Source organism: Nitrospira sp. Nam80, assembly GCF_965152575.1.
Genome location: NZ_OZ224216.1, coordinates 3,139,057 through 3,163,455, shown reverse-complemented (window position 1 = coordinate 3,163,455; position 24,399 = coordinate 3,139,057). Strand labels below are relative to the sequence as shown.

The following is a 24,399-nucleotide window of genomic DNA, read 5'->3' as shown; positions in this document are numbered from 1 at the left end:
GACTAAGGATCAGGCGCATGAACTCAGAGCCGAGACAACCGGGACGAGCGATGCCGGGGCCGCTCACCGGGTATCTTGCGGAAGACCATCGCCGGCTTGATGCGCTGTTTCAATCGGCCGCGGCAGACCCACATCACATCGATCGAGCAGGCTATGAACAATTTCGAGCCGGTTTGCTTCGGCATATCGGGATGGAAGAAAAGATCCTGCTGCCTGCGGCCCAGCGACTGAACGGCGGAACACCGCTCTCGATGGCGGCGAAGCTCCGGCTTGATCATGGAGCCCTTGCGGCATTGCTGATGCCGACTCCCACATCCGCGGTCATCAAGACGATTCATGGCATTCTCGCGGACCACAACGCCGTGGAGGAAGGGGCTGGCGGGCTCTACGAATTGTGTGATGGATTGGCAGGGAAGGAAGCGGAGCAATTGCTGGCTGCACTCCTGGCTGCGCCGGGAGTAACCGTCATGCCGCACAATGACAGCCCGGCCGTCATGAACACCGTACGGCGGACATTGGAGCGAGCCGGCTATGCAGCCTTGCTCTGATCGTTGTTGGATTGGAAGTGCTAGGATAGGGCATGGCTACGGAGAGCAAACCGATCAACCCAGCGGGAAAAAATCGTGCTGGAAAAGGCGCGAGCCGGTGAAATCATCGCCGCGTTGAAGATCGTGGAAACCGACGTCCGCCGAGCGAAGGCGGCCCATGCTCTCAGCCGCATCGGCACGCCGGTCAGGTTCAATATGCCGTTCGAGTTAGGTCTCGCCTGCGTGCCAAGCTGCTGCGACCTGCCTCGCCGTCGAACGCTCGTTTATCCTGCCGTAGGCCCTGGTCGTAAACGAACGACCGCCGGTGAGTCTGTCCTTTTACAATCGGCTATCGATCAGAAACTATTCGCTCTCGGTGTTCTGTAGTATACTCGCCGAATTGATGAGACTCTTTCGCGTGAGGTATGAGTTGTGATGAACGAGCGCATGCCGGCTCCATCCACCCGCCCGCTTCGCATTGCGCTGATCGGCGCCGGGCGCCATGCTCAACATCATGCTCAGGCCATCCTCCGTTGTTCCCATGTCGAATTGATCGCCGTGGCAGATCCCTCGGAGGTTGCTACCACGGCCATGCGGATTATTGCCCCGGATGTCAAAGAGTACAGAACGCCTGAAGAACTCTTGGCGTCGGAGCGACCCGATGTCGTGCATATCTGCACGCCTCCTGCATCGCACGCTCCACTGGCTCGTCTGGCTCTTGACGCCGGTTGTCATATCTATGTGGAGAAGCCCTTTACCGAGCGGGTCGATGACGCGCGACAGATTCTCGACGAGGCGCGCGCCAAGGATCTGCGGGTCTGTGCCGGCCATCAACTCATCTTTGAGCCGCCCACCGCGGTGCTGAAGCAGTATTTGCCTTCGATCGGCAAGGTCGCGCACGTGGAAAGCTATTTCTCGTTCCGCACAGTCCGCCACGCGCCTGGTGGGCGCACGGTGTTGCGCGCCGATCACCAATTGCTCGATATCCTGCCGCATCCCGTCTATCTCTTATTGCTCGTGTTGGAACAAGCGGGGGAAGGGGCGGTGGAGTTGGTGTCACTCGAAGTGAGCCAGGCGGGCACGGTTCACGCGCTCGTGCGCCGGGGCGGAGTCACTGGGACGCTCGTGGTGACCTTGGAAGGTCGTCCAGTCGAAAGCTATGTGCGCGTGGTCGGCCGGAACGGATCAATCTTTGCCGACTACGTCCGCAGCACCACGCAACGGGCCATCGGTCCCGGCTCCTCGGGCATTGACAAGCTATTCGCGCCCTATCGACAGGCCCGGCAATTGTTGGCCGGGACGACAGTTGCGATGGCCCGCCGTTTCCTGAAGCAACAACGCAGCTATCCCGGCTTGGCGGAGCTCTTCACCGCTTTCTATGAATCCATCCGTACCGGTGCTCCATCCCCGCTGTCGCCTGAGAGTTTGCTGGAGACGGTACGGATCTGTGAGCGGGTCGCGCTGATCCTGCGTGACAAGGAGGCGAAGGCGCTGATTGCCGCCGCGCCGAGGCCGGTGGACAGCCGAGGCGTACTCGTGACCGGCGGCACAGGATTGTTGGGAAAAGAAATCGTGCGCGCCCTGCTGGCCCGCGGGCGCCCCGTGCGCGTGGCGGCTCGCCGGGAGCCCTCGCCGTGGGAACGGATTGCCGGAGCGGAGTATGTCGTGGCGAATGTGGCGTCGGGAGCCGGCTCGCATCTGTTTAAAGGAGTCGACACGGTGATTCATGCGGCGGCGGAAACCGCCGGCGGCTGGGATGAGCATCAGCGCAATTCGTTGGATGCGACGGAACAAATCGTGCGGGGAGCCGCGGCCGCCGGCATTAGGCACCTCATCCACGTCAGCAGCCTGGCGGTCTTGGCGAAAGGCGGCAGCGAGCCGATCGGGGACAATCATCCGCTCGAGCCGGACAGCAAGGGGTCAGGACCGTACGTGTGGGGCAAGCTGGAGTCCGAACGGCTTGCCGTCCAATTGGGAAAGGATCTCGGCCTTTCGGTCAAGGTGGTCCGACCAGGGGCGCTGGTGGATTATCGCGATTTCGATCCGCCCGGTCGTCTCGGAAAGCGGTTGGGCAACGTCTTCGTCGCCGTCGGTTCGCCGGACGACCAGCTCGGCGTGGTGGATGTCGCTTTCTCCGGCCGGTTTCTGGCATGGATGGCTGACGCATGGGACAATGTGCCAAGCCCGTTGAATCTGCTCGACCCGGTGCCTCCGACCAAGCGCGAGCTCTTGGGGCATCTCCGTAAAGCGAACCCCGACCTGTCGGTAATCTGGTTGCCGACAGTAGTGCTCGTGCCGCTGTCGTGGGTGGCGACCTTCGCGCAAAAGGTGCTGCGTCCTGGGAAGCCTGTCATCAATGTGGCCAAAGTCTTCTCGACACAGGAATACGACACGGCGGCCATCGGGCGGCTCGCGCCGCTGGTTGACCGTCCATTGGATAAGCCCATGTAGATCTCGTGCCGCGTTTTGTCGATGCCGTATGGCCCGTCGCTCATGCGCCGAATCTCCGGAAGCATTGCAGGTTGAGCTTCCATCGAGTATTCTAATTCCGGTAGATCACGATGAGGGCCATGCCGACGGTCGCTCACGTTCGGTGACTCGCTCGCAACCGAAACACCTACCTGATTACGTCTGACGAAGAATCAACCATACCGAAAAGGTTTTGCCGAGGCTGCGTCGGGGGCGCCGCCGGCGCGCCTTGGAATGACAGGACCCGAGAAGGACCGGTGTGCTCATGATTGACAAGGCAGCGAACGACACATTATCCCGTGAAGTGCTCCGCCGGCGGACGTTCGCGATTATTTCACATCCGGATGCCGGGAAAACCACGCTGACCGAGAAGCTCCTGCTGTATGCGGGGGCGCTTCATCTGGCCGGCGCGGTGCAGGCTCGCTCACACCAACGGCGGGCGACATCGGACTGGATGGAATTGGAGCAGGCACGCGGGATTTCTATCACCTCCACCATGCTCCAGTTCGGCTATCAGGGCATGCTGGTGAATTTGCTCGATACGCCGGGCCACCAGGACTTCAGCGAAGATACCTATCGCACGCTCATGGCCGTGGATAGCGCGGTCATGGTACTGGACGGCGCGAAAGGAATCGAGCCGCAGACCAAGAAATTGTTCACCGTCTGCCGGCGGCGGGGCATTCCGATCTTGACGTTCATCAATAAGATGGATCAACCGGGACGCCATCCATTCGACCTGCTGGATGAGATTGAACAGACGTTGGGCATGACGGCGGTGCCCTTCAATTGGCCCATCGGAGAAGGAGCCGGTTTTCGGGGGCTCTATGATCTTCGCGAGCGGCACGTGCTGTTTTTTCAGCGGACGGCCCACAATGAGCGACGGGCGCCGATGCAGGTGGAAGCGTTCCCGCACCCGAATCTGGCGGCGACATTGGGCGAGGCTTACGGCCCGCTTCAGGATGAGGTCGCATTGGTGACAGGCGCCGGCACCTCTTTTGACCGGACGCGGTTCCTTGCCGGTGAGTTGACCCCGGTTTTTTTTGGGAGCGCGCTGACGAACTTCGGCGTCGAGCCGTTTCTCAACGCTTTCCTTCAACTTGCGCCGCCCCCCGGTCCACGGCTGAGCGCGCAAGGGCTGGTGGAGCCGACCGATGAAGCGTTTTCCGGCTTCGTGTTCAAGATCCAAGCGAACATGGACCCGCAGCACCGGGATCGGATGGCGTTTCTGCGCATCTGCTCGGGACGCTTTGAAAAAGACATGATGGTGTATCACGCGCGATTGGCCCGCAAGATTCGGATGACGAGGCCGCATCGGCTCTTCGGGCGGGACCGTGAGACGATCGACGAGGCCTACCCCGGCGATGTCGTGGGATTGGTCAATCCCGGGCTGTTCGCCATCGGGGACACGCTGTGTTCCACCGGGTCCTTGGCGTTCGACCCGATTCCCCAGTTTCCTCCCGAGTGTTTCGGCGTGCTGCACAGCGCGGATATTTCCAAGTACAAGCAATTTCAGAAGGGGCTCAGGCAATTGGAAGAGGAAGGAGTCATGCAGGTCTTGCTGGCGCCGGACCATGTCCGCCGGGAGCCGATTCTGGCGGCTGTCGGAGAACTCCAACTCGATGTCGTGGTGTCACGGCTGAAGAACGAGTATGGGGTCGCGGCCACCGTTGAGCGCTTGCCCTACACGTGCGCGCGGTGGATTACCGGTGATGCCGAGAAACTGGCTCGCGTCTATTGGCCGATGGACACGCTCCGGCTCGTCGATCGAAGCGGGCGTTCGGTCATGCTGTTCGCCTCGGAGCGCCTTTTGGCTTACTGCATGAAGGAGAATCCCGCCATTCAGTTCAGAGCGCTGGATGAAGCCGAACCGGCGGGCGCCTGAGACGGTGGCGTCTTTTTACGGACAGTCGATGAGAAATTGGGGATGGGCCGGCGGATCGATGGCCGCCTGTTTGAACCGGCAAGGCGGAATATCTTCCTGAAGCCGGCGCAGAAGTGCGAGGACGTTCATGTCAGCCGGAACGTCGCACACCCATACGTGCATGCCGGACTCCAGCTCTTCAAAATGCCGCTGCACCCGAAAGCCCGGCTTTTCCATAAAATAAGCGGACAGGAAGCCGGTGGTCGCCTGGACGACCCAGGGATGTTCCTGCACATAGCGATAGCTAAAACGCAGCTCCACTTCATGACTCGATTGTTCAGTTGTCATCCTATCTCACAGCGGATTTTCCCAAGCGGATGAGAGCGGGTGCTCGCTGATCAGCCGCTCGTGTTCAATGAGATCGTAGGGTTCGATCGTCAGGTCCGCCGCCTCCATCGGTTCCGTGCAGGCCGGTGAGCAGAGAAACGCGATGAACGTCTCGGCCTTTTCTTTGGTGGGAAAGCGGCAGAGCCCGTATTCCGGCATCGCAGAGGAAGGATGCCAGAAGGCCAATTCAATGGCGCTGCCTTGGTAGATCCCCAAGATTCGATGCCTGACCTGAAAGCCTCCCGGCAGATGAGACGAGCGCTCAAGTGACATAGCGGCTTGCATGATAGCATGAGCGGCGCTATCGGGCACACTCTCACAGGCGGAGGGTGGTAGTGGGCCAGTTTGCCATCAGAAGCACTGAAGTCTGTCATTCCCGCAGAAGCGGGAATCCAGTCAAAGGCCTTCTCCACAGCATTTGGCCTTGATCAGGAGTGGATGCCCGTTCCCCGCTTCCGCGCGGACAAGCTTCGCGGGCAGGACGCAAAAGGAAACTGACCCACTACCAGGCTGAGAAGCCCGTCGCCGTGGTGTCTCTTTCCGTCGTCGAGGCCCAAGTGCCGCACGGGCCGGGAATGTAGAGCTCTCTACTCGCGCTTTCTATCCAATTGGGTAGACAGGAAGCCGGGAAACCATGTAAGCATGGCCTATGGAGGTCACATCATGTCCTTGACTGCCTATAACGGCGTGTCGATTCCATCGTTCATGTATGGAACGGCGTGGAAGAAAGAGGCCACGTCCCGGCTGGTGCAGCAGGCCGTGGCGGCGGGATTTACCGCGATCGATACGGCCAATCAACTCATTCATTATCAGGAAGCCCTGGTGGGGGAGGCCTTGCTTGCCCTCGCCGAGCAAGGGATCACCCGGGACCGGCTGTTTCTTCAAACCAAGTTCACGCCCGCCAACGGCCAGGATCATCGCACCCCGTATGATCCTTCCGCTGATCTCACCACGCAGGTGAACCAATCCTTTAACAGTTCGTTACACCATCTCCACACGGATCATGTGGACGCGTACGTCCTCCACGGGCCGTATCAGCGGTGGGGCTTGGGAAAGGCGGACCGAGAGGTGTGGGCGGCGATCGAAGCGCTTTACGAATCCGGAAGAACCAAGATGATCGGCATCAGCAATGTGGCGGCCGGACAACTCACCGAGCTCTGCGCTCACGCGAAGCATAAGCCAATGGTCGTGCAGAATCGCTGTTACGCCGCGCTGAGCTGGGACAAGGAGGTGCGGGACATCTGCCGCGCGCATTCCATCATCTATCAAGGATTCTCGCTGCTGACCGCCAATCGGGACGTGTTGGCTGACCAAACCGTGGGGGCGATCGCGCAGCGATTGGGGACCGGCGTTGCGCAAGTCATTTTTCGGTTCGCCATGCAGATCGGGATGCTGCCCTTGACCGGCACGACGAACCCCCATCATATGAAAGAGGACCTGGCAGCCGAACACCTGACGTTGTCCGAGGAGGACATGCGCTACATCGAGACGGTTGGGATGTAACGGGAACGATTGATCCGTCCATGGTTCGTTTGGACGGACACGCCTGTCTCAGGATGCTTGCCAGCAATCCAAAACCACCCCGCCTTCGCCGACTTCCAACGTCACCGGATGTCCTTCCAGCAGATCACCGGCCTTGGTCAGGTGAGCCAGGGAAAAGGTCGTTCTCCCCTCAGGAGTCCACAGTTGGACGTGAGACCTGGCGTTGTCCGTATATCTAAGTGGCCCGGTGACGAAGCGTCGGTGCGGTTGGGCCCCCGCCTGGTGGTAATTCAGCACCACGTCGTTTTCGTTCACCCATAACGTGATCTCATCGCCGGGCGCTGTGCTTGGGGGAGCGATATTCGTCGGGACTTCGTACTCGACCACCGGCGTTTGAATGAAGATCATGGCATCCTCAATCTTCCTGACCGTGCCATGCAACATCACCTTGCAGTGATGGCGCTTGTCACAGGCGGCCACTTCCGTTTCAACGGGATGGAGATCGACCACCGTGCCGGTCTCATCGATCTCCACCGTGACCATCGTCCCTTCCGGCAATTGCATGGTCTTGCCCTCATGCTCGGCGAGGGAATAGATCTTCTCTGCCTCAGGCGTCCAGAGATGGATCTGCTCCTTTAGCGGCGCATCAAGCAAGGTCCCCGTGACGAAACGATGCCGCCGGCCAGTGTCCTGTCGATGGTGGTCGACGACCGCATGTCCGGACGTCACCCACAGTATGACGGTATCTCCCGGAGCGGCTTTCAACGGAATCGTGTTTCTTTTGACCCGATATTTGCCCGTGGAGGTTTTCACCACCACGCAATCCGGCTGGAGATCCACAATGGTCCCCTGGACCTTCGTCCGAGCGGTCGCTTGTTCGTGTGAGCCGGCGGACCATGCCGCCTCATACGATACGGCCAGGGCAGGAGCCACAGCAATCAAGAGCAGGCAGGTGATCCGGCAAGGATACAACATATCCGCCTCTGTTATAGAGGGACACATGTTCCTATAATGGCCGACGGACTATGAATGATCCTGAAAGAGAGGTCAAGACCGGAGACTGTGCTCCTGTCTATTTCACTCGTGAGAGACGGGCGATGGCCGAGTTCGTCGATTGCCATATCGGGTCGTGGGGAGTGAGGCTGGCGCGGAGGGTCCGGTAAGTCTTCAACGCGTCGACCGCTAGGCCGGCCTGTTCTTCTAATCGTGCGAGGCAGAGGCGTAAAGAAATGTCGGGTTGGTCCGGTTGATTCGGGCCAAAGAAAAGGCCGCGGAGCAACGTCACATGATCCCCCGCCGACAAGCTCATGAGAAGCTTCGCGATGTCGTCTCTCGATGCTCGGCCGCAGGCGGAATAATAAATGGACCGGACATTCGACCGCGCTTCCTCCAGTAACGGCTCTTGATGACTTTGCATGTCATGGACGATGCGAAGGGTTTCGGCTTCCGAATCATTCGCCCGCATGTTGCGCATCGAAATCAGTTGCATGCTCCGGACATAGGGCCGCTGCCGTCCGCTTGCCAAGGCCGCGTTGAAGTGCGTCTGCACATCAGCCAGCTTGCCATGATGCCACGCGATCCAATGACCCCACATGGCATGCGCATAGACATTGTTGGAGTCGACCTCCAGCGCATGCCGGTAATAAGACTCCGGTGCGGCCGCCTGATCGTGATCTCGGGAGCGCAGAAAGTCAGCCCATCCTCGGTGTGCGAGAAGGTCCGCCTTCCATTCACCCGTTGCCGTGGCAATAGCCTCATCCAATGATGGAAGCAACCGATTCACCAGCGTTGAAAAGTGCTGACCTTCGTGAAGGCGCATATGCTCCAGCCACGCGATCGCGATATCGATCTGTCGGCCGGCCACCTCTTGTGCGAGCGAAGGTTGAAGAATCGAACCGAGCATGCTTTCCGTGAGGTGAGCGTGTGCTCCTTGGATCTGAGACCAGGCGGCCTCGTAGTCTCCGGCCGTCTCAAGCGATCGGGCGGCCTGCAGGAGTTCGGAGGCTTGTCGAGCATGCCTGCCCGATCCGGACAGGACGAGCAGCAGCCCGGCAAGGAACAGGACGACAGCCGCTCCTCCGGCGATCCAGCGCAGCCGACCGGGAAAGCGGGTCTTGCGGCGGCGCACCTCCTCCGCCACGTCGGCCGGGATGTCTCCGGCCGGCTTCAGAATCGTGACGGCTTTAAGGTAGGGAGGAATGTGCTCGATCGGAGTGGCGCGAACCATGACAGGGAGCACGTGGGGATCGGGGTGAGTCCATTTCCGCTGCGCGATGCCCAATTCCGTGATCGTGTAGCGTCCTTCGGTAAGCGACTCGGGGGACAGCAGGAAAATGAACAGGTCGGCCTGCTCGATGGCCTGAGCGATACGGGCGTCGTACTCCTGGCCCGGATCGAGGTCGTGCCGGTCGACGAACACCTTGTGCTTCTGTGCGACGAGCGCCAGCCTGACGCGATCGGCAAGATCGCGATCCGCCGTGGAGTAACTGATAAAAATCTTCATCAGTTAGAACGAAATATGCGGGTCGACGGCGATGTCTCATACCATGATTCCCGCTCTCTTCACAAATCGATGCATGGCCGCTCAATTCAGGGATGGACGACTCCGGCAAACCGCAACAGGTCGGTCATGCGAAACCGGCCGGGCTGGGACGACGGCAATGTCGGCGTCCAGTCGCGGTCGACGGAGAGGTAGGATTCGGCATCGGCCAGCAATTCGGGCCGGCGGGACTGAGCGAATCATCGAACACGAACGCGAAGAACGGTGAGCCGCCTGCGGAGCCGAGTTCAGCCGGTAGGTTGGGACGGACCTGCGAGTCGCGCGTGATATCCTATCGCAGTTCGCGGTTGCGAGAGGCGGTGTCCGAGCCGGGAATGGGTTCGCCGCGAAGCTTGATGTCGTTGCCGCTGGTGTCGTACAACTCCGGCGAGCCCTGCGGCCCGTCGCCGTACAGGCTGTCAAGATCGAAGGCCAGGTGCGGCGTTGCAAGGTGTATGCAAAGTAATTCTCAACGTACGTAGAGAGACGGGCGCCCGACCTCATTCGCTCCTATGGAAATCGCAATCATCGGCGGAGGACCAGCCGGCCTCATGGCGGCGGAAACCGCGGCCGCCGGCGGCGCCAAAGTAGACCTGTATGATGCGATGCCCTCAGTCGGCCGCAAGTTTCTTCTCGCGGGAAAGGGCGGCTTAAATCTCACGCACTCCGAACCTGTTGATACGTTTCTAGCCCGGTACGGGGCGGGCCGCAGCCGGCTCGCCCCACTCGTGGCTTCCTTCGGTGCCCAGTCCGTCCGCCATTGGGCGGAAGGTCTCGGCATCGGCACCTTTATCGGCTCATCGGGCCGCATATTTCCAACCGACCTCAAGGCTGCGCCGTTGCTGCGCGCCTGGCTTCGCCGATTACGACAGGCCGGCGTGGTGTTTCACGTGCGTCACCGCTGGCGTGGTTGGGACGAACGGGGTGTCCTGTTGTTCAACACACCGCAGGGGATGCGGCCAGTCCTGGCCGACGCGGTGATTCTTGCCTTGGGTGGAGGCAGTTGGCCGCAGCTCGGCTCCGACGGCGAGTGGACTTCGATCCTTGCCGAGCGAAGTATCCCCATCATGCCGCTTCAGCCGGCGAACTGCGGGTTTGATATCGGGTGGAGTGAACATTTTCGAGTCAAGTATGCCGGACATCCGGTGAAGACGGTCGGCGTGACCGCGGTAAACAAAGAGGGAAAGGAGATTCGTCAGCAGGGCGAATTCGTCATCACGGAGACGGGAGTGGAAGGAGGAGTCATCTATGCCGTGTCCGCCGCTCTTCGCGATGAGATTGTTGCAAGGGGGGCGGCCACTCTTCGCCTCGACCTGGCGCCGGATCGAGAGTTGCGTCCTCTCGTCGAAGGACTCTCCCGGCCGCGCGGCAAGCGGACAATGGCGACTCACCTCCAACGCCGTGCCCATATCGAAGGAGTCAAGGCGGGGTTGCTTCGCGAAATGATTCCAAAGCAGGAGTTTCTGAATCCGGCTCGCCTTGGAGCCGCGATTAAATCATTGCCGGTGACCGTTGTCGCGCCCCGCCCGCTGGAGGAAGCCATCAGCACGGCCGGTGGAATCGCTTTCGAAGCGCTCGATGAACGGTTGATGATCCGTTCCTTACCGGGTGTCTTTTGCGCGGGTGAAATGATGGATTGGGAGGCTCCAACCGGGGGTTATCTGCTCACCGCTTGTTTTGCTACCGGGCGCGCAGCCGGCACCGGGGCGGTGGAATGGCTCATCTCGAGCAAGTCCAAGCGGCAGTAATTCGTCATGCGCTGTGATGCCACATTTGATGTCTACTCGTACGATCCCTGCACTCCTCGGCTTTCAAGCCCCTCGATTGCCTTGTAGCTATTGAAATTGGGTAGTGGGCTTGTCAAACAGGCAGGATTGACCTGCTCCGGCAGGATTGGCCTGCTCCGGGGAGCGAGCCGTCATCAATCGGCGACCGGCTTCCTTAGAGTTGTTTAGTACCGCTGTCGAATCAAGCGGAGCGACCGCGCGCGCCGATTGACGAGGCGAGCGCCGGCTTGGCATGAGGCCGCACTTTTCTGTAGCGAACGGCGATGAACGTCGGTATTCTGTCCCGACATGTCGATCGGCGGATCATACGGCTCGTCCATAATCTGCCTATCACGTTGTATTACGTAACCTATGGTTCTGCTCGGGGTGACGGAGCAGTGGATCACACTCACATCAAGGAGGTCTGGCGGTGGCGACATCAAAACAACGGACAACGGCAAAACGGAACGTCAAAAAAGCGACGACGGCGGCCAAGCGTAAGCAGACGCTGAAGAAGTTGCCGAAGAAGACCAGGACCGCGCTCGGGAAGCAAGCCGCGAAAACAAAAAAAGCAAAGTCGCGCCGTTCAAAGAAGAAGTGATCGGGTCCTCCGTAACTTATGGCCCGGCGGTCGGGGGAACCCGGCCGCCGGCGACCTTCCCATAATCGACACGTCACTTCGTGATTCAGGCGGAGGGGTCAGCATGCCTATAAGAACCGGCCTGGTGCTGCTGGGAGTGTCCCTTCTCTGTCTGGGCTGTACCTTGAAAGCGGCCGACGATGTGCGGCTTATCGGCGTCTCATCGATGCCCAATCCCACTCCTGCCAAGGCATCGCTCCCGGCGACCTACGAAGGGGTCCTTCCTTGTCCGGATTGCCCTGGTATCAAAACCATCCTTAATCTGTGGCCGGATGGTGTTTTCTATCGCCGGATGACCCCCTTGGAGGAGAATGGCAAAAGTCAACCTGTCATCGCTTCTTACGATATCGGCCGCTGGACCGTGACCGCGGACGGAATGAAGTTCATCCTGCAAACCGGCCGAGACTTCTCCGACTCCTTTGCCGTCAAGAGCGCGACTCGATTACGACGGTTGAATGTAGACGGGCAGGAAATCAATTCAGGACAGCACGCTGATCTAGTCCGGCGACCGCGTTTCGAGATGTTTGAGCCACGGCTGACACTTGACGGTATGTATACGAAGGTGTCCGGCGCGGGCCGGTTCAAAGAATGCCTCACTGAGCGGGAATTTTCCGTTTTGGAAGACGCTCAACAGCGTGTCCTCGAGGCTGCCTATGTCAGGGCGCGGTTGACGCCAATTGAGCCGTTGCTGGCGACGATAGAGGGCCGCATCAGCGAACGTCACGATACGGATTCCGGCGACCACCATGTGGTTGCAGTCGAGCGGTTCGTCAATATATGGCCCGGCGAAACATGCGGTCAGAGTGTGTCCGCAGTTCAGCTCGAAAACACCGATTGGAAATTGGTTCGTCTTCATGGGCACCCGGTCTCGCGGCCGACCGGACGACAGGAGACGTATCTGCGCCTGGTCTCGGATGGAAAAAAACTGCAGGGATTTGCGGGATGCAATCGCCTAACGGGCGGCTATGTGCTTGAGGAGAAGCGAATCCGAATCATTGATCTGGCCACGACCCGTATGGCATGCGATGACCTCATGGAGGAGGAGAAAGAGTTCCTGAACGCCTTAGTCCTAGCGGCGACGTGGAAAATTCACGGCAACCATTTGGAACTGTATGGGGCGGATGGTCAGGTACGCGGTCGCTTTGAATCGAAACCTACAAACCGACCTTAGATCGACATCCGTGCCGGCTCCATGCTCATACCCGTTGGTGTGCAGAAGGCGTGATGTAGACCCTCAACCGTAAACCGTGCCGCTCGGTGCCTTCCAGAGTCCTCGCCGCGTCCAGAGCATGGTCATCGGTATCCATCTCGACGAATCCATACCCTGCCGTTTTGCCGCTGAATTTGTGTGTCACGATATGAGCCCATTCCACGACGCCAAACGGGGCGCACAGTTCACGGAGATTCTCCGCCGTTGTCGGTTCCGTTAGCCCGCCTACATACAACAATGTTGAACCCATCATGCGACTGTCCTCCCTAGGACACGGCCTGCCGGCCAATCCTCTGTGGCGGAAATCTCTTCAGCGCCCGTCTCTAAGCTAACAAGCAGCATCTGCTTCTCCTGACTGGTCGGACCTTGAACACTAAATGACCTTGGAACAGAACCGTAATAGGCCGTCGGAGCCTATAAAAGGAGCGGAAGCCCGGGCACACCGCTACCTCGCCGATCACCGAGAAGAGCGGATTGTTCCACTGGCCGTCACCTACGCGGAAGTCATATGGAGGAAGGAAAGGAAAGAAAAGAATTCCTTTTCACCATACAGAGCGAAATGGTCGGCGTCAATGCCAATTGCGTTCGACTGGTCATCGGATGAATCATCCGACGGTCTGAAGTGAATGCGGTATGCCGAAAGGGTGAGCTGTTTTGATCAGAATCCCGTCATTAATTAAGCGATCATCTTATTCAGCTTCAGACAACGTCCTTTACCGATGAGGAGGTGAACAATGAAGACACGCATGCCGAAAACGTACGCCCTCCTGTCCATCCCGATAGTCTTTGCTGCATCGCTTATGCTCGTGTCGGCCCAAGCGGCGGACCAGTCAAGAGGAAAGCGTGAGACGGGATCCGCAGCCAACGCTAGACCGGGCATAGCAGCTGGTGCGGCTGAAGACTCGTTCAAGGCTTGTATGGCCAGGATCCCGAAGGACGCCAGCATAGGGCAGCGAATGATCGCGGAACAAGGTTGCATGCGAGATGAAAGCGCTCGGCAACCATTCGAGGCTGTCCCCGGCGCGCGCGGCGACGCAGGACATCAGTCGCCATGACCGGTTTTGGTGCCAGCTATGGCCGCTCAGCTTCCCGAGCGTGGTAGCGTCATGATAGATGGATGACTGTAGCCGGTGATGAGAGCCGCGAGTTCGCGATTATGACAACTCACACCATCGGAGCGGCTTTGACTCTTATTCTGCGGGACGGAACGGATGTATGACATGTTGAATACGAATCTGAGTGGAAGTGAACGACTTATCAGAATTGCTTTGGCCGTGATGCTCATACTACTCAGCACTCAAGAGGAAACGTCAATCGCGAAGGCAATGGCCGGGTATGTGGCCGGCACGGTTCTCCTTTTCACTGCACTAATTACGATGCCTTGGACATCGGGCCGGCGCATTGTTGCCATTCTTGTGATACTCATAGGTGATGTGTGAGCTGTCCTTTCTGCGTCGGCACGATGACGGTGGTCAAAATGAGAGACGCGGTGAGCGGAGTGTCCGTGTATGGATGGAATTGCAAGAAATGTGGCGAAGTGATGGATTCCCTTATTGATTCAGATCGACGGCGACACCTCGAGCCGAAATGCTGTTGGGCGCGCTTTCCAGTGTTGTCTTGTTGAGACAGGCAGTGGCGAAGAGATCGGGTCAGTTGGATAGAAAGGGGGGCGGCATGTTGAATCTTGCAATGGCTTTCCTTGTGCTCGGTGTGATTACGTGGGGCGCCTATTGGGCCGGCGTGCCCGGGTTCATGATACAGATTTCATGGATGTTGTCTTCCATTGGGATCCTGTTGCTCATGATTTCGTTGATTACCGGACGGACGGCCGATAAGGTCTTGTAAGCGAAAGATAATGGGCGGCGATCGATGTGGCTCGATGGAAGAGGATGTAGCGCGGCCATTCAAGAACTGAATGCATCTTTGCAGCCGGCCTCTTGATTCCCAGCCAGGCCAATTAGAGTGCCTGGCTAGTGTTTTCCACGGCGGCTTACAGTCACGTCGGTTCCATCGAGAAGGGCACGTAGAACGGCCTGCCTCAGTTGAGCTTGGAGAGCCGTATTGTGAACAGAAGGCGTGAAGCGTTCCTGGAGGAGATACAACCAGCGGAGACTTTCGGCTGCATAATGACCATCCGGGACCGTGATGTGAAGTTCCTGAAAAATGTTGATCGCATCCGCACGATTTTCAAAGAGTGCCACCAGGCCCCGCGTATAGGAGGCCTGCTCGCAGGCTACAGGATTGTGACAGGCCCTCATGCGCGCTTCTTGCGTACGGGCAAGCGTATGGAGCGCCTCTAAGTCAGATGGATCAGCGACAAAATACGCACTACTCGGCAAGGCGGCGGACGAAGTAGTCCTTACCGTGGTGCATCCCCACGTGCTCCATAGGATGAGGGCCAACATGACCGAGATGCGACGCATTCGTTTATCACTCATATAGGCTTAGGCGGTAAGTCACCTTTCGAATGTAGAACAGCGCGTCGGTGTCATTATGCAGGCCTCGCGCACCAGATACTGATCAATATTGCTCATATCGTTCGACGTCGCGCTCTGTGTCTGCTCTGGAGCGTTCGGAAGGATGAATGCCGCTTCAGCATCTAATGGGCTGTTCGCCCGCGGTCCAATTCGGCATCGTCACTGAGTCAGACTGGGATCACAGGAATCCGGCAATCGATCTAAAGGCACATGAACATCGAACGTCTACCTAATGCCGAGTTGCAAGAGCCGATCCGTGCCGAGCTCTTTAGCGTAGAGCGGCTTGAGCAACATGCTGAAAGTCTTGCGACAGCGCAGGTCGTCATCAGCGGTTCCAGGCAGGGTCGGTGGTTCATGCCTCGGGTGCTGGACAATGGCCGGGTATTGGTGGAGTCCTACCGGACCATCACCAAAGCGATGCGGGACGACCATGCCATTACTCCAGCCGCCGAATGGCTGGTCGATAACTTCCACATTGTCGATGAACAGGTTCGTGAAATCATCAATGATTTGCCGCCGGGCTATTACCGTCAACTGCCCAAACTTGCCTCTGGTCACTTAGAGAACTATCCGCGAGTCTTCGGGGTCGCTTGGGCATTCGTCGCGCATACGGACAGCCGCTTTGACCCCGAGATGCTGCACCGCTTTGTGATGGCTTACCAGCGGGTACAACCGCTGACCATCGGAGAGCTGTGGGCCGTCGCGATTACGCTGCGCGCCGTGCTGGTGGAGAACCTTCGGCGACTGACCGAGCGGATCGTCCATAGCCGTGCCGCGCGACAGACCGCCGATATGCTGGCTGATAGCTTGCTCGGCGATGGAGCATTGTCCTCGGTCTCCCCGGACCAGAGCCTTAGCCGCTTTGAGAAGGCGCCCCTGGCGACGGCGTTTGCCGTGCAGCTCGTTCAGCGACTACGCGACCTGGATCCCAAGGTCCGGCCCGTGCTGCAGTGGCTGGACGAACGCCTTGCTGCTCAAGGCACGACCGCCGACGACATGGTGCACGCAGAGCACCAGCAGCAGGCGGCCATGAACGTTACGGTGCGTAATGTCATCACCAGCATGCGGCTAACGTCAGCCTTCGATTGGGCTGAGTTTTTTGAAAGCGTCAGTCTGGTGGAAGGGATTCTGCGTCGTGCACCCTCTTACGCCGAGATGGATTTTGCTACCCGGGACACATACCGCCATGCCATCGAAGATCTCTCCCGGGGCTCGAGCCTCTCGGAAATCGAGGTGGCGACCCATGTCGTGCGGCGCGCTGAACGAGCCGGCATGGAGTCGCAGGACGGGCAGGATTTGCATCAGGGTCGGCATACGGAGCCGGGCTATTACCTCATTTCCGGAGGGCGGACGGCGTTGGAGTCAGAACTCGGATACCGGGTATCCTGGAAGTGCCGTCTCTTGCGCCTGTATGTCCGTGCTGCCGTTCCGGGCTACCTAGGCTCGCTGGCGGTCGTGACGATGATGGCTCTGGCACTGCCCTTGTGGCAGGCTGGTGAAGCTGGCGTTACTGCGGCCGCTCTCGTGCTTCTCGGTCTTCTCGCTGCGGTACCGGCCTCCGACGTCGCCATTGCCCTCGTCAACCGCAGCGTAATGGGGCTGCTGGGGCCGCGAAAGTTGCCCCGCATGGAATTGCGCGACGGCGTCCCCCGTATATTACGGGCGATCGTGGTCGTGCCCACCTTGTTGACGAGCCGGCATGACATTGAGGAACAGGTGGAACGACTTGAAGTCCATTATCTGGCGAATGCGGAAGAGGAGCTTCGATTTGCATTGCTCTCGGACTGGAAGGACGCCGAGAGCGAAACTCTTCCAGACGATGTCGATCTGCTGGCGGCGGCGGAAGAGTACATCGCGCGATTGAATGGACGATACGGCTCGGCGTCAGGAGGCGGCGCGCGGTTTCTACTCTTTCATCGAAGACGCGTGTGGAACCAGGCCGAGGGCGTATGGATGGGATGGGAACGGAAGCGGGGCAAGCTCCATGAGCTGAACCGTTTATTGCGCGGGGCAATGAACACAACGTTTATCTCTCTCGACGGCCGGCCTCCTGACGACATTCCGGCCGTCCGCTATGTCATTACGCTCGATGCCGACACTCGCCTGCCACGGGGAGCTGCTCGGCGATTGATCGGCACCATGGCTCATCCGCTCAATCGGCCCAGATTCGACGATCGTGCCCGGCGCGTCGTCGAGGGCTACGGACTGGTGCAACCGCGCATCACACCATCGCTGCCTATCGATCGCGATGCCACCTGCTTCCAAAAAACCTTCTCCGGCCCCAGCGGTATCGATCCATACGCATCGGCGGTCTCGAATGTGTATCAGGATCTCTTCCAAGAAGGGTCCTATACCGGCAAGGGTATTTATGACCTCGACGCCTTTGAGTCGGCGTTGGCAGACAAGGTCCCCGACAATGCGATGTTGAGTCATGATCTATTTGAAGGCATTTTCGCTCGCGTCGCACTGGCGACCGACATCGAACTGTTTGAGGCGTTTCCTTCACAATATGAGGTGGCAGCGGCCCGTCAACACCGGTGGGCGCGGGGCGATTGGCAGCTCTTGCCCTGGATTCTCGGACGCCGGCATACAGGGTCGGAGCCGAGTCGGTCCGTTGTGATTCCAGCCGTCGGCCGCTGGAAAATTCTCGACAACCTTCGCCGTACCTTATCGGCGCCCGCCGCATTTCTGTCGTTGGTAGCCGGATGGACCCTGCCCGGAACGTCGCCTTGGGCATGGTCTGGTTTTATTCTCGTCACGATCGCGATCCCGTCCCTTTTGCCGTCCATACTCGGTCTCGTTCCTCGCCGACGGGGCATATCCATGCGCAGTCATCTGCGGGGTGTGGTCGCCGACTTGGCGCTTGGCGCGGCACAGACCGGTTTGACGGTCTCTCTCTTGGCGTACCAGGCCTGGCTCATGTCTGACGCGATTCTTCGGACCCTTGGTCGCCTGGTGATCACGCGAACCCATTTGCTGGAGTGGGTGACGGCGGCGCAGGCCCGAGACTCTTACTCGTGCCGACTTGGTGGGATGTATAAGCGCATGGCGGGCGGGCTCATTCTTACCGCTGCAGCGGGCGTCATGGTAATGCTGGCAGGAGACGAGGCATGGCCCGCCGCTCTTCCGTTCATCCTGTTGTGGGCCCTGGGTCCGGCCGTGGCACGGTGGGTCAGCCTGCCTCCACGGCTGATCGGAACCGAGCCGATCACGCCGGCCGATGCACAGATGCTGCGTCTGATCGCCCGCCGCACCTGGCGATTTTTCGAGGCCTTCGTATCTGCCCGGGACCACGGCCTGCCTCCAGACAACTTTCAGGAAGACCCTAAGCCGGTCGTGGCTCATCGCACGTCGCCGACGAATATGGGATTGTATTTGCTCTCCACATTAGCCGCGCGTGATTTCGGCTGGCTGGGCACGGTCGAAGCCATCGAGCGGATGGAAACCACCTTGGCGACGATGGGGCGCCTGGAACTGTTCCGCGGCCATTTTTACAACTGGTATGACACACGAGACCTTCATCCGCTGCAGCCAAAGTACGTCTCCTCCGTGGATAGCGGCAATTTGGCAGGGCATCTGCTGACACTGGGCAACGGGTGTCGCGAACTGCTTCAGACATCTGCCGACAATCGGAACCTTTTTTCCGGAGCGGGCGATGTCGTCTGCTTGCTGCGTGAATCATTGGCTGCCTTGCCGGAGCGGCGATATACACATACCGTCACGCGCAAACAGCTGAGCCATGCCATCGACGCACTGGCCGCCTCATTAAGGCCAGCGCCGGTTGATGCCATGGCTTGGACTGCCTGCTTCACCAAGATGACCCAATCGACCCAGACCCTCGCTGATATGGCACAGGTCTTAGCGCTGGAAGACTCGGACGGATCCTTCTCGGAATTGCGCGTCTGGGCCGATGCCGCCAAAGCCTGCGTCGAAAGCCATTCTCGGGATGTGGAATTGCTGATCCCCTGGATGAGACTGGACTCCAAAGACATCGATGCGATGTTTGAGCGTTCCCGCGAACAAACCCCCGAGTGGGCGGCGATCGAGCCGTTGATGCAGTCCGTGCCGACACTGCTGACCGCTCCGGAGCGTTTCGCCGCGTCGCTTCGGGCACTCGATGCGGTGCGGGCCGATTTGCTCGACGGGGGATTTGCGGACAAGGACGCGTTGGCGCGCATCGATATGCTGGTTAAAGCCATACGACGATCGGCTGAGGACGTTGCGATGCTTACTCGCCGTCTGTCGACGATCGCGCGAACGGCGGAGCAGATGGCGCGCGTCATGGATTTCACGTTCCTATTTGATCCGGTGAGGAAACTGTTATCCATCGGGTACCGAGTGACAGAGGGTAGCCTGGATCCAAGCTGCTACGATCTCCTGGCGTCGGAGGCGCGGTTGGCAAGCTTTGTCGCCATCGCCAAAGGCGACATCCCCTCGTCCCATTGGTTTCACCTGGGTCGGGCGTTGACGCCGGTCGGCAATGGGTCCGCGCTGATCTCTTGGTCGGGATCGATCTTCGAATACCTTATGCCGGCTTTGGTAATGCATTCTCCGGCTGGGAGCTTGCTGAGCCGGACGTATGACTTGATCGTGCGCCGGCAGATTCGCTATGGGGCCGAACGCGGAGTGCCCTGGGGAGTCTCGGAATCGGCCTATCATGTGCGCGATCTCGACTTCACGTACCAATATTCCAGCTTCGGTGTGCCTGGGCTGGGACTTAAGCGCGGCCTCAGCGAAGATATCGTCATCGCGCCCTATGCAGCGGCGCTTGCCGCGATGATCGACCCTGCCGCGGCTACGCACAACTTTCTGGATCTCGCTGTAGCAGGGGGACGCGGAGTCTATGGGTTTTATGAAGCACTGGACTATACCCGCGCGCGGGTGCCCGAAGGCGACACGGTGGCGGTCGTGCGTGCGTACATGTCACATCATCAGGGGATGTCAATAGTCGCCATTGCGAATGCCGTGAACGACGGGGTAATGAGAAGCCGATTCCACGCCGAGCCGATCATCCGCGCCACCGAACTCTTATTGCAGGAGCGCACGCCGCGCGACGTCCCGGTGGCGCGTCCGCGCGTGGAGGAAGTCTCCGCGGCGGCGCACGTCCGCGACATGGTTCCTCCGGTGCGGCGTCGTTTTACGACGCCGCATGATGCCACGCCTCGGACCCATCTTCTCTCTAACGGCCGCTATGCGGTCATGCTGACTGCGGCGGGGTCGGGATACAGCCGATGGCGGGATATGGCGGTCACGCGCTGGCGCGAGGATGCGACGCGGGATTCCTGGGGATCATTTATCTTCTTGCGCGACGCAGCGACGGGATATCTTTGGTCCGCCGGATACCAGCCCAGTGGCGTGGAACCGGACGAGTATGAGGCTTCTTTCTATGAGGATCATGCCGAAATTGTGCGGCGCGACCATGGATGGGCCACGACCAGCGAGGTCGTCGTCTCGTCTGAGGACGACGCCGAAGTGCGGAGGGTCACGATTACGAATCTTGGGGCACGCTCGCGCGATGTGCAGGTCACCTCGTATGCCGAATTGTGTCTGGCGCCACAGGCTGCGGATGTCGCTCATCCCGCTTTTTCCAATTTATTTATCCAGACCGAGTTCGTGCCGGATGCCGGCGTGCTGCTCGCGACGCGCCGCCAGCGGTCGGATCAAGAAATGTCCGTATGGGCCGCCCAGGTTGTTGTAGCCGATGGCGAAATCGTAGGCGCTCTGGAGTATGAGACGGATCGTGCCCGATTTCTGGGGCGCGGCCATCAGACACGGAATCCTGCTGCCATGATCGACGGCCGCCCCCTGTCCAATACTGTCGGATCCGTGCTCGATCCGGTGATGACCTTGCGCCGAACAATGCGCGTGCCGGCCGGCGCCACGGTGCACGTGGTATTTTCGACCATCATTGGACCGAGCCGCGAGTTGGTTCTGGGGTTGGCAGAGAAATACAGTGATCCGAGAGTGTTTGATCGCGCGCTGTCGTTGGCATGGACCCAAGCCCAAGTCCAACTGCATCATCTTGGTATCGGCCCCGATGAAGCACATCTGTTTCAGAGACTAGCCAATGCCGTGTTGTACGCGGATGCTTCGCTGCGGCCGTCTTCGGATGTGCTCAGCCGGAGCTCTCTCCACCGTGCCGCGCTTTGGGCCCAAGGCATCTCTGGCGATCTGCCCATCGTGTTGGCTTGCATCGACAAGGCGGAGGATATCGACACGATTCGGCAACTGCTGCGGGCGCATGAATACTGGCGGATGAAACAATTGTCCGCCGACGTGATCATTCTGAACGACAAGCCGGCCTCCTACGAGCAGGACTTGCACGGTTCCTTGGAAGTGCTCGCGCGAGGCAGCCGGTTGCGCCTCTTGCCGGACAGTGCCGGCGCACGGGGCAGTATCGTTCTCTTGCGGAGCGATCTCCTCTCCTCGGAGGACCGCGTGCTACTGCACAGCGTCGCCCGGGTCGTCCTCCTGAGCCGGCGGGGCACGTTGTCCGAGCAGGTGGCGCGCTTGCAACGTCTGGACGGTACTGAACGTCCGAGCATGCAGCCTCGGTCAGAACAGGAACGCGAGGACGTGCCGGTGCCGATACCGGAGCTTGAGTTCTTTAATGGTCTGGGAGGTTTTGCGGCTGAAGGCCGAGAGTATGTCATAGCCTTGAGTGAAGGTCTGCGGACGCCTCAGCCGTGGATCAATGTGATCGCCAACCCATCATTCGGCTTTCTCGTGTCAGAATCAGGTTCCGGGTTCACCTGGTCGCTCAATAGTCACGAAAATCAGCTGACCCCCTGGTCTAATGATCCCGTGACCGACGCGACCGGTGAGGCGCTCTATATTCGCGACGACGACAGCGCGGAACTCTGGACTCCCACGGCGCTGCCGATTCGTGATGACGCGGCCTCGTACATCGCTTGCCATGGTCACGGCTATAGCCGTTTCGAGCATGGCTCCCACGGCATTCGGGCCGAGTTGGTGCAGTTCGTGCCCCCGGAAGACCCCGTCAAAATCTCGCGGCTCATTCTCGAGAATCGGTCTGCTCGGCCGCGACGTCTGTCGATCACTGCCTATGTCGAGTGGGTCTTGGGCAGCTCGCGTGATAGCTCGGCTCCATATATCGTGACGGAAACCGACTCGAAGACCGGGGCTTTCTTGGCGCGGAGCCTGTGGAGCGGCGAGTTCGGCGGGCGTATCGCCTTTTCCGATCTGGCCGGGAAGCAGACATCCTGGACCGGTGATCGCACAGAATTTCTGGGTCGCAATGGGACCTCCGAGCGTCCCTTAGCGCTCGAACTAGGCCGGGCGCTGTCTGGAAAGGTGGGCGCCAGTCTAGATCCCTGTGCGGCACTGCAGGTATCGATTGAGTTGAGAGCAGGCGAGCAGCGAGAAATTGTCTGGCTGCTTGGTCAGGCAGACGGAAGGGAACAGGCGAGAGACTTGCTCACCCGCTATCGAGACGCCGACCCGAACGCGCTCTTGGAGGAAGTCATCCGCCGGTGGGATGACGTGCTGGGCGCCGTACAGGTTCGTACACCGGAGCGAAGCATGGATGTGCTACTAAACCGCTGGGTGCTCTATCAGACGCTGGTGTGCCGGGTGTGGGCACGCGCCGCGTTCTATCAATTGAGCGGCGCCTATGGGTTCCGTGATCAGCTGCAGGACGGCATGGCCTTGAGCGTGGCGGCACCCCAGCTCACCCGAGGTCATTTGTTGCGGGCAGCTGCCCGTCAGTTCACGCAAGGAGACGTGCAGCATTGGTGGCATCCGCCATCGGGACGGGGTGTGCGCACCCGCATTTCCGATGATCTGCTTTGGCTTCCCTATGCCGTGATCCAGTTTCTCGAGACCACCGGCGATTGGCCGGTGCTGGACGAGGTTGTCCCATTCCTGGATGGCCCGCCGCTGGCCGAGGGACAACATGAGTCGTATTTTGAGCCGCGAGTGTCTGAGACGTGCGCCACCCTCTTTGAGCATTGCGCCCGTGCGCTGGATCGCAGCCTCGCCGTCGGTACCCATGGACTTCCGCTCATGGGCGGCGGAGACTGGAATGACGGCATGAACCGTGTCGGCCAAGAAGGCAGGGGAGAAAGCGTCTGGCTCGGCTGGTTTCTGCATACGGTGCTGTGGGAGTTCGCCAAGGTGGCCGCCAGGCGCGGCGAGCATGCTCGAGCGGAAGCGTGGCGGCTCCATGTGAGCGCGCTGAAGGCTGCGCTCGAACGAGAAGGCTGGGATGGGGAGTGGTACCGTCGCGCGTACTTTGACGATGGGACGCCGCTCGGATCCACCATCAACCCCGAGTGCCGCATCGACTGCATCGCCCAAACGTGGGGAGTGATCAGCGGCGCCGCAGACCCGGGACGGCGCGTGCGCGCCATGGCGGCAGTTGACCAGCATCTGGTGAACAAGAAAGAGGGGTTGATTCTGCTCTTGACACCCCCGTTCAATCACATGCCTCGGGATCCCGGCTATATCAAAGGATATGTGCCGGGCATCAGGGAAAACGGCGGCCAATATACGCATGCCGCCGTCTGGACGGTCCTGGCCTTCGCGGCACTGGGTGATGGCGACAGGGCCGGCGAGTTCTTTCAAATGTTGAATCCGGTTCAGCGTGTCAGGTCACGGGCGAAAATGCATCGATACAAGGTCGAGCCCTATGTGGTCGCGGGGGATGTCTACGGGGAGCCGCCGCATGTGGGGCGGGGCGGTTGGACTTGGTACAGCGGGTCGGCGGGCTGGCTTTATCGTGCCGGCGTCGAATGGATGCTGGGCTTTCGGGTGCGCGGTACCAAGCTCTGCATTGATCCGTGCGTTCCACGTCATTGGCCGGGGTACAGTATCCGCTTCCGATATCATTCGGCGGTCTATGAGATCTCGGTGGAGAATCCGCGGGGTGTGAACCGCGGTGTGACGCTGATTGAGCTGGACGGCAGGACACTGATCGCCGGTCAGGATATTCCACTGCTCGAGGATGGCGCAGAGCACCGCATTCGGATTGTGCTGGGGTGATGAGCGCCGCTCCGGAAATGCAGTCCCCCAGGATACCC

General features: G+C 59.7%; 17 protein-coding genes. 11 read left to right on the top strand and 6 right to left on the bottom strand.

Annotated elements, in window-relative coordinates; genetic code table 11:
* Positions 1-17: 17 nt before the first annotated feature.
* The 4 genes from ACWGXE_RS14770 (at position 18) to ACWGXE_RS14755 (ending at position 4,878) form a co-directional block, all read left to right on the top strand.
* Positions 18-548 carry a hemerythrin domain-containing protein gene (locus ACWGXE_RS14770; protein WP_447598630.1) on the top strand — a complete coding sequence of 177 codons (531 nt, stop codon included), beginning with the start codon at positions 18-20 and terminating at the stop codon, positions 546-548.
* Positions 549-623: 75 nt separating this feature from the next.
* Positions 624-914 (top strand): hypothetical protein, encoded by a 291-nt coding sequence (locus ACWGXE_RS14765; RefSeq protein WP_447598629.1) that lies wholly within the window; start codon positions 624-626, stop codon positions 912-914.
* A gap of 48 nt (positions 915-962) precedes the next feature.
* Positions 963-2,978 carry a Gfo/Idh/MocA family oxidoreductase gene (locus ACWGXE_RS14760; protein ID WP_447598628.1) on the top strand — a complete coding sequence of 672 codons (2,016 nt, stop codon included), beginning with the start codon at positions 963-965 and terminating at the stop codon, positions 2,976-2,978.
* A gap of 283 nt (positions 2,979-3,261) precedes the next feature.
* Positions 3,262-4,878 carry a peptide chain release factor 3 gene (locus ACWGXE_RS14755; RefSeq protein ID WP_447598627.1) on the top strand — a complete coding sequence of 539 codons (1,617 nt, stop codon included), beginning with the start codon at positions 3,262-3,264 and terminating at the stop codon, positions 4,876-4,878.
* Between the two features lie 15 nt (positions 4,879-4,893).
* Here the strand turns inward: ACWGXE_RS14755 and ACWGXE_RS14750 are convergent, their stop codons facing one another.
* Positions 4,894-5,205: a hypothetical protein gene (locus ACWGXE_RS14750; RefSeq protein ID WP_447598625.1), complete on the bottom strand. Its 312-nt coding sequence runs from the start codon at positions 5,203-5,205 to the stop codon at positions 4,894-4,896.
* A 6-nt stretch (positions 5,206-5,211) separates the two neighbouring features.
* Positions 5,212-5,517 carry a hypothetical protein gene (locus ACWGXE_RS14745; RefSeq protein WP_447598624.1) on the bottom strand — a complete coding sequence of 102 codons (306 nt, stop codon included), beginning with the start codon at positions 5,515-5,517 and terminating at the stop codon, positions 5,212-5,214.
* 390 nt (positions 5,518-5,907) lie between these two features.
* Here ACWGXE_RS14745 and ACWGXE_RS14740 point away from each other — a divergent pair, with 390 nt between their 5' ends.
* Positions 5,908-6,747, top strand: a complete 840-nt coding sequence (locus tag ACWGXE_RS14740) for an aldo/keto reductase family protein (protein WP_447598623.1) — start codon at positions 5,908-5,910, stop codon at positions 6,745-6,747.
* A 48-nt stretch (positions 6,748-6,795) separates the two neighbouring features.
* Here ACWGXE_RS14740 and ACWGXE_RS14735 read toward each other — a convergent pair whose 3' ends face one another.
* A complete protein-coding gene (locus ACWGXE_RS14735; protein ID WP_447598622.1) occupies positions 6,796-7,701 on the bottom strand; it encodes a hypothetical protein in 906 nt (301 codons plus the stop codon).
* A 97-nt stretch (positions 7,702-7,798) separates the two neighbouring features.
* Complete coding sequence (locus ACWGXE_RS14730) at positions 7,799-9,229, bottom strand: TIR domain-containing protein (protein ID WP_447598620.1); 1,431 nt, start codon at positions 9,227-9,229, stop codon at positions 7,799-7,801.
* 548 nt (positions 9,230-9,777) lie between these two features.
* On the opposite strand from ACWGXE_RS14730, the gene ACWGXE_RS14725 reads away from it, so the two are divergent.
* From ACWGXE_RS14725 to ACWGXE_RS14715, 3 genes are all read left to right on the top strand, one after another.
* Positions 9,778-11,013: a TIGR03862 family flavoprotein gene (locus tag ACWGXE_RS14725; protein WP_447598619.1), complete on the top strand. Its 1,236-nt coding sequence runs from the start codon at positions 9,778-9,780 to the stop codon at positions 11,011-11,013.
* Positions 11,014-11,461: 448 nt separating this feature from the next.
* Positions 11,462-11,632, top strand: a complete 171-nt coding sequence (locus tag ACWGXE_RS14720; RefSeq protein ID WP_447598618.1) for a hypothetical protein — start codon at positions 11,462-11,464, stop codon at positions 11,630-11,632.
* 103 nt (positions 11,633-11,735) lie between these two features.
* Positions 11,736-12,842, top strand: a complete 1,107-nt coding sequence (locus ACWGXE_RS14715; protein WP_447598617.1) for an META domain-containing protein — start codon at positions 11,736-11,738, stop codon at positions 12,840-12,842.
* Between the two features lie 25 nt (positions 12,843-12,867).
* Here ACWGXE_RS14715 and ACWGXE_RS14710 read toward each other — a convergent pair whose 3' ends face one another.
* A complete protein-coding gene (locus ACWGXE_RS14710; RefSeq protein ID WP_447598616.1) occupies positions 12,868-13,134 on the bottom strand; it encodes an RNA recognition motif domain-containing protein in 267 nt (88 codons plus the stop codon).
* Between the two features lie 958 nt (positions 13,135-14,092).
* On the opposite strand from ACWGXE_RS14710, the gene ACWGXE_RS14705 reads away from it, so the two are divergent.
* Together ACWGXE_RS14705 and ACWGXE_RS14700 are read left to right on the top strand one after the other, a co-directional pair.
* The gene (locus ACWGXE_RS14705; RefSeq protein ID WP_447598615.1) at positions 14,093-14,320 is read left to right on the top strand and encodes a YgaP-like transmembrane domain; all 228 of its coding nucleotides are present in this window, start codon (positions 14,093-14,095) and stop codon (positions 14,318-14,320) included.
* A 235-nt stretch (positions 14,321-14,555) separates the two neighbouring features.
* Positions 14,556-14,726 (top strand): DUF1328 domain-containing protein, encoded by a 171-nt coding sequence (locus tag ACWGXE_RS14700; protein ID WP_447598614.1) that lies wholly within the window; start codon positions 14,556-14,558, stop codon positions 14,724-14,726.
* 125 nt (positions 14,727-14,851) lie between these two features.
* On the opposite strand, the gene ACWGXE_RS14695 is transcribed toward ACWGXE_RS14700, so the two are convergent.
* On the bottom strand, positions 14,852-15,319 hold the full coding sequence (locus tag ACWGXE_RS14695; protein ID WP_447598613.1) for a hypothetical protein: 468 nt from the start codon (positions 15,317-15,319) through the stop codon (positions 14,852-14,854).
* Between the two features lie 249 nt (positions 15,320-15,568).
* Here ACWGXE_RS14695 and ACWGXE_RS14690 point away from each other — a divergent pair, with 249 nt between their 5' ends.
* A complete protein-coding gene (locus ACWGXE_RS14690) occupies positions 15,569-24,361 on the top strand; it encodes a GH36-type glycosyl hydrolase domain-containing protein (RefSeq protein ID WP_447598612.1) in 8,793 nt (2,930 codons plus the stop codon).
* The last annotated feature ends 38 nt before the right edge of the window (positions 24,362-24,399 follow it).

Excerpts from the sequence above, each read along its gene's own strand:
- ACWGXE_RS14770 (WP_447598630.1), top strand. The coding sequence starts at position 18 with ATGAACTCAGAGCCGAGACAACCGGGACGAGCGATGCCGGGGCCGCTC.
- ACWGXE_RS14760 (WP_447598628.1), top strand. The coding sequence starts at position 963 with ATGAACGAGCGCATGCCGGCTCCATCCACCCGCCCGCTTCGCATTGCG.
- ACWGXE_RS14755 (WP_447598627.1), top strand. The coding sequence starts at position 3,262 with ATGATTGACAAGGCAGCGAACGACACATTATCCCGTGAAGTGCTCCGC.
- ACWGXE_RS14750 (WP_447598625.1), bottom strand. The coding sequence starts at position 5,205 with ATGACAACTGAACAATCGAGTCATGAAGTGGAGCTGCGTTTTAGCTAT.
- ACWGXE_RS14745 (WP_447598624.1), bottom strand. The coding sequence starts at position 5,517 with ATGTCACTTGAGCGCTCGTCTCATCTGCCGGGAGGCTTTCAGGTCAGG.
- ACWGXE_RS14740 (WP_447598623.1), top strand. The coding sequence starts at position 5,908 with ATGTCCTTGACTGCCTATAACGGCGTGTCGATTCCATCGTTCATGTAT.
- ACWGXE_RS14735 (WP_447598622.1), bottom strand. The coding sequence starts at position 7,701 with ATGTTGTATCCTTGCCGGATCACCTGCCTGCTCTTGATTGCTGTGGCT.
- ACWGXE_RS14730 (WP_447598620.1), bottom strand. The coding sequence starts at position 9,229 with ATGAAGATTTTTATCAGTTACTCCACGGCGGATCGCGATCTTGCCGAT.
- ACWGXE_RS14725 (WP_447598619.1), top strand. The coding sequence starts at position 9,778 with ATGGAAATCGCAATCATCGGCGGAGGACCAGCCGGCCTCATGGCGGCG.
- ACWGXE_RS14715 (WP_447598617.1), top strand. The coding sequence starts at position 11,736 with ATGCCTATAAGAACCGGCCTGGTGCTGCTGGGAGTGTCCCTTCTCTGT.
- ACWGXE_RS14710 (WP_447598616.1), bottom strand. The coding sequence starts at position 13,134 with ATGATGGGTTCAACATTGTTGTATGTAGGCGGGCTAACGGAACCGACA.
- ACWGXE_RS14705 (WP_447598615.1), top strand. The coding sequence starts at position 14,093 with ATGTATGACATGTTGAATACGAATCTGAGTGGAAGTGAACGACTTATC.
- ACWGXE_RS14700 (WP_447598614.1), top strand. The coding sequence starts at position 14,556 with ATGTTGAATCTTGCAATGGCTTTCCTTGTGCTCGGTGTGATTACGTGG.
- ACWGXE_RS14695 (WP_447598613.1), bottom strand. The coding sequence starts at position 15,319 with ATGAGTGATAAACGAATGCGTCGCATCTCGGTCATGTTGGCCCTCATC.
- ACWGXE_RS14690 (WP_447598612.1), top strand. The coding sequence starts at position 15,569 with ATGAACATCGAACGTCTACCTAATGCCGAGTTGCAAGAGCCGATCCGT.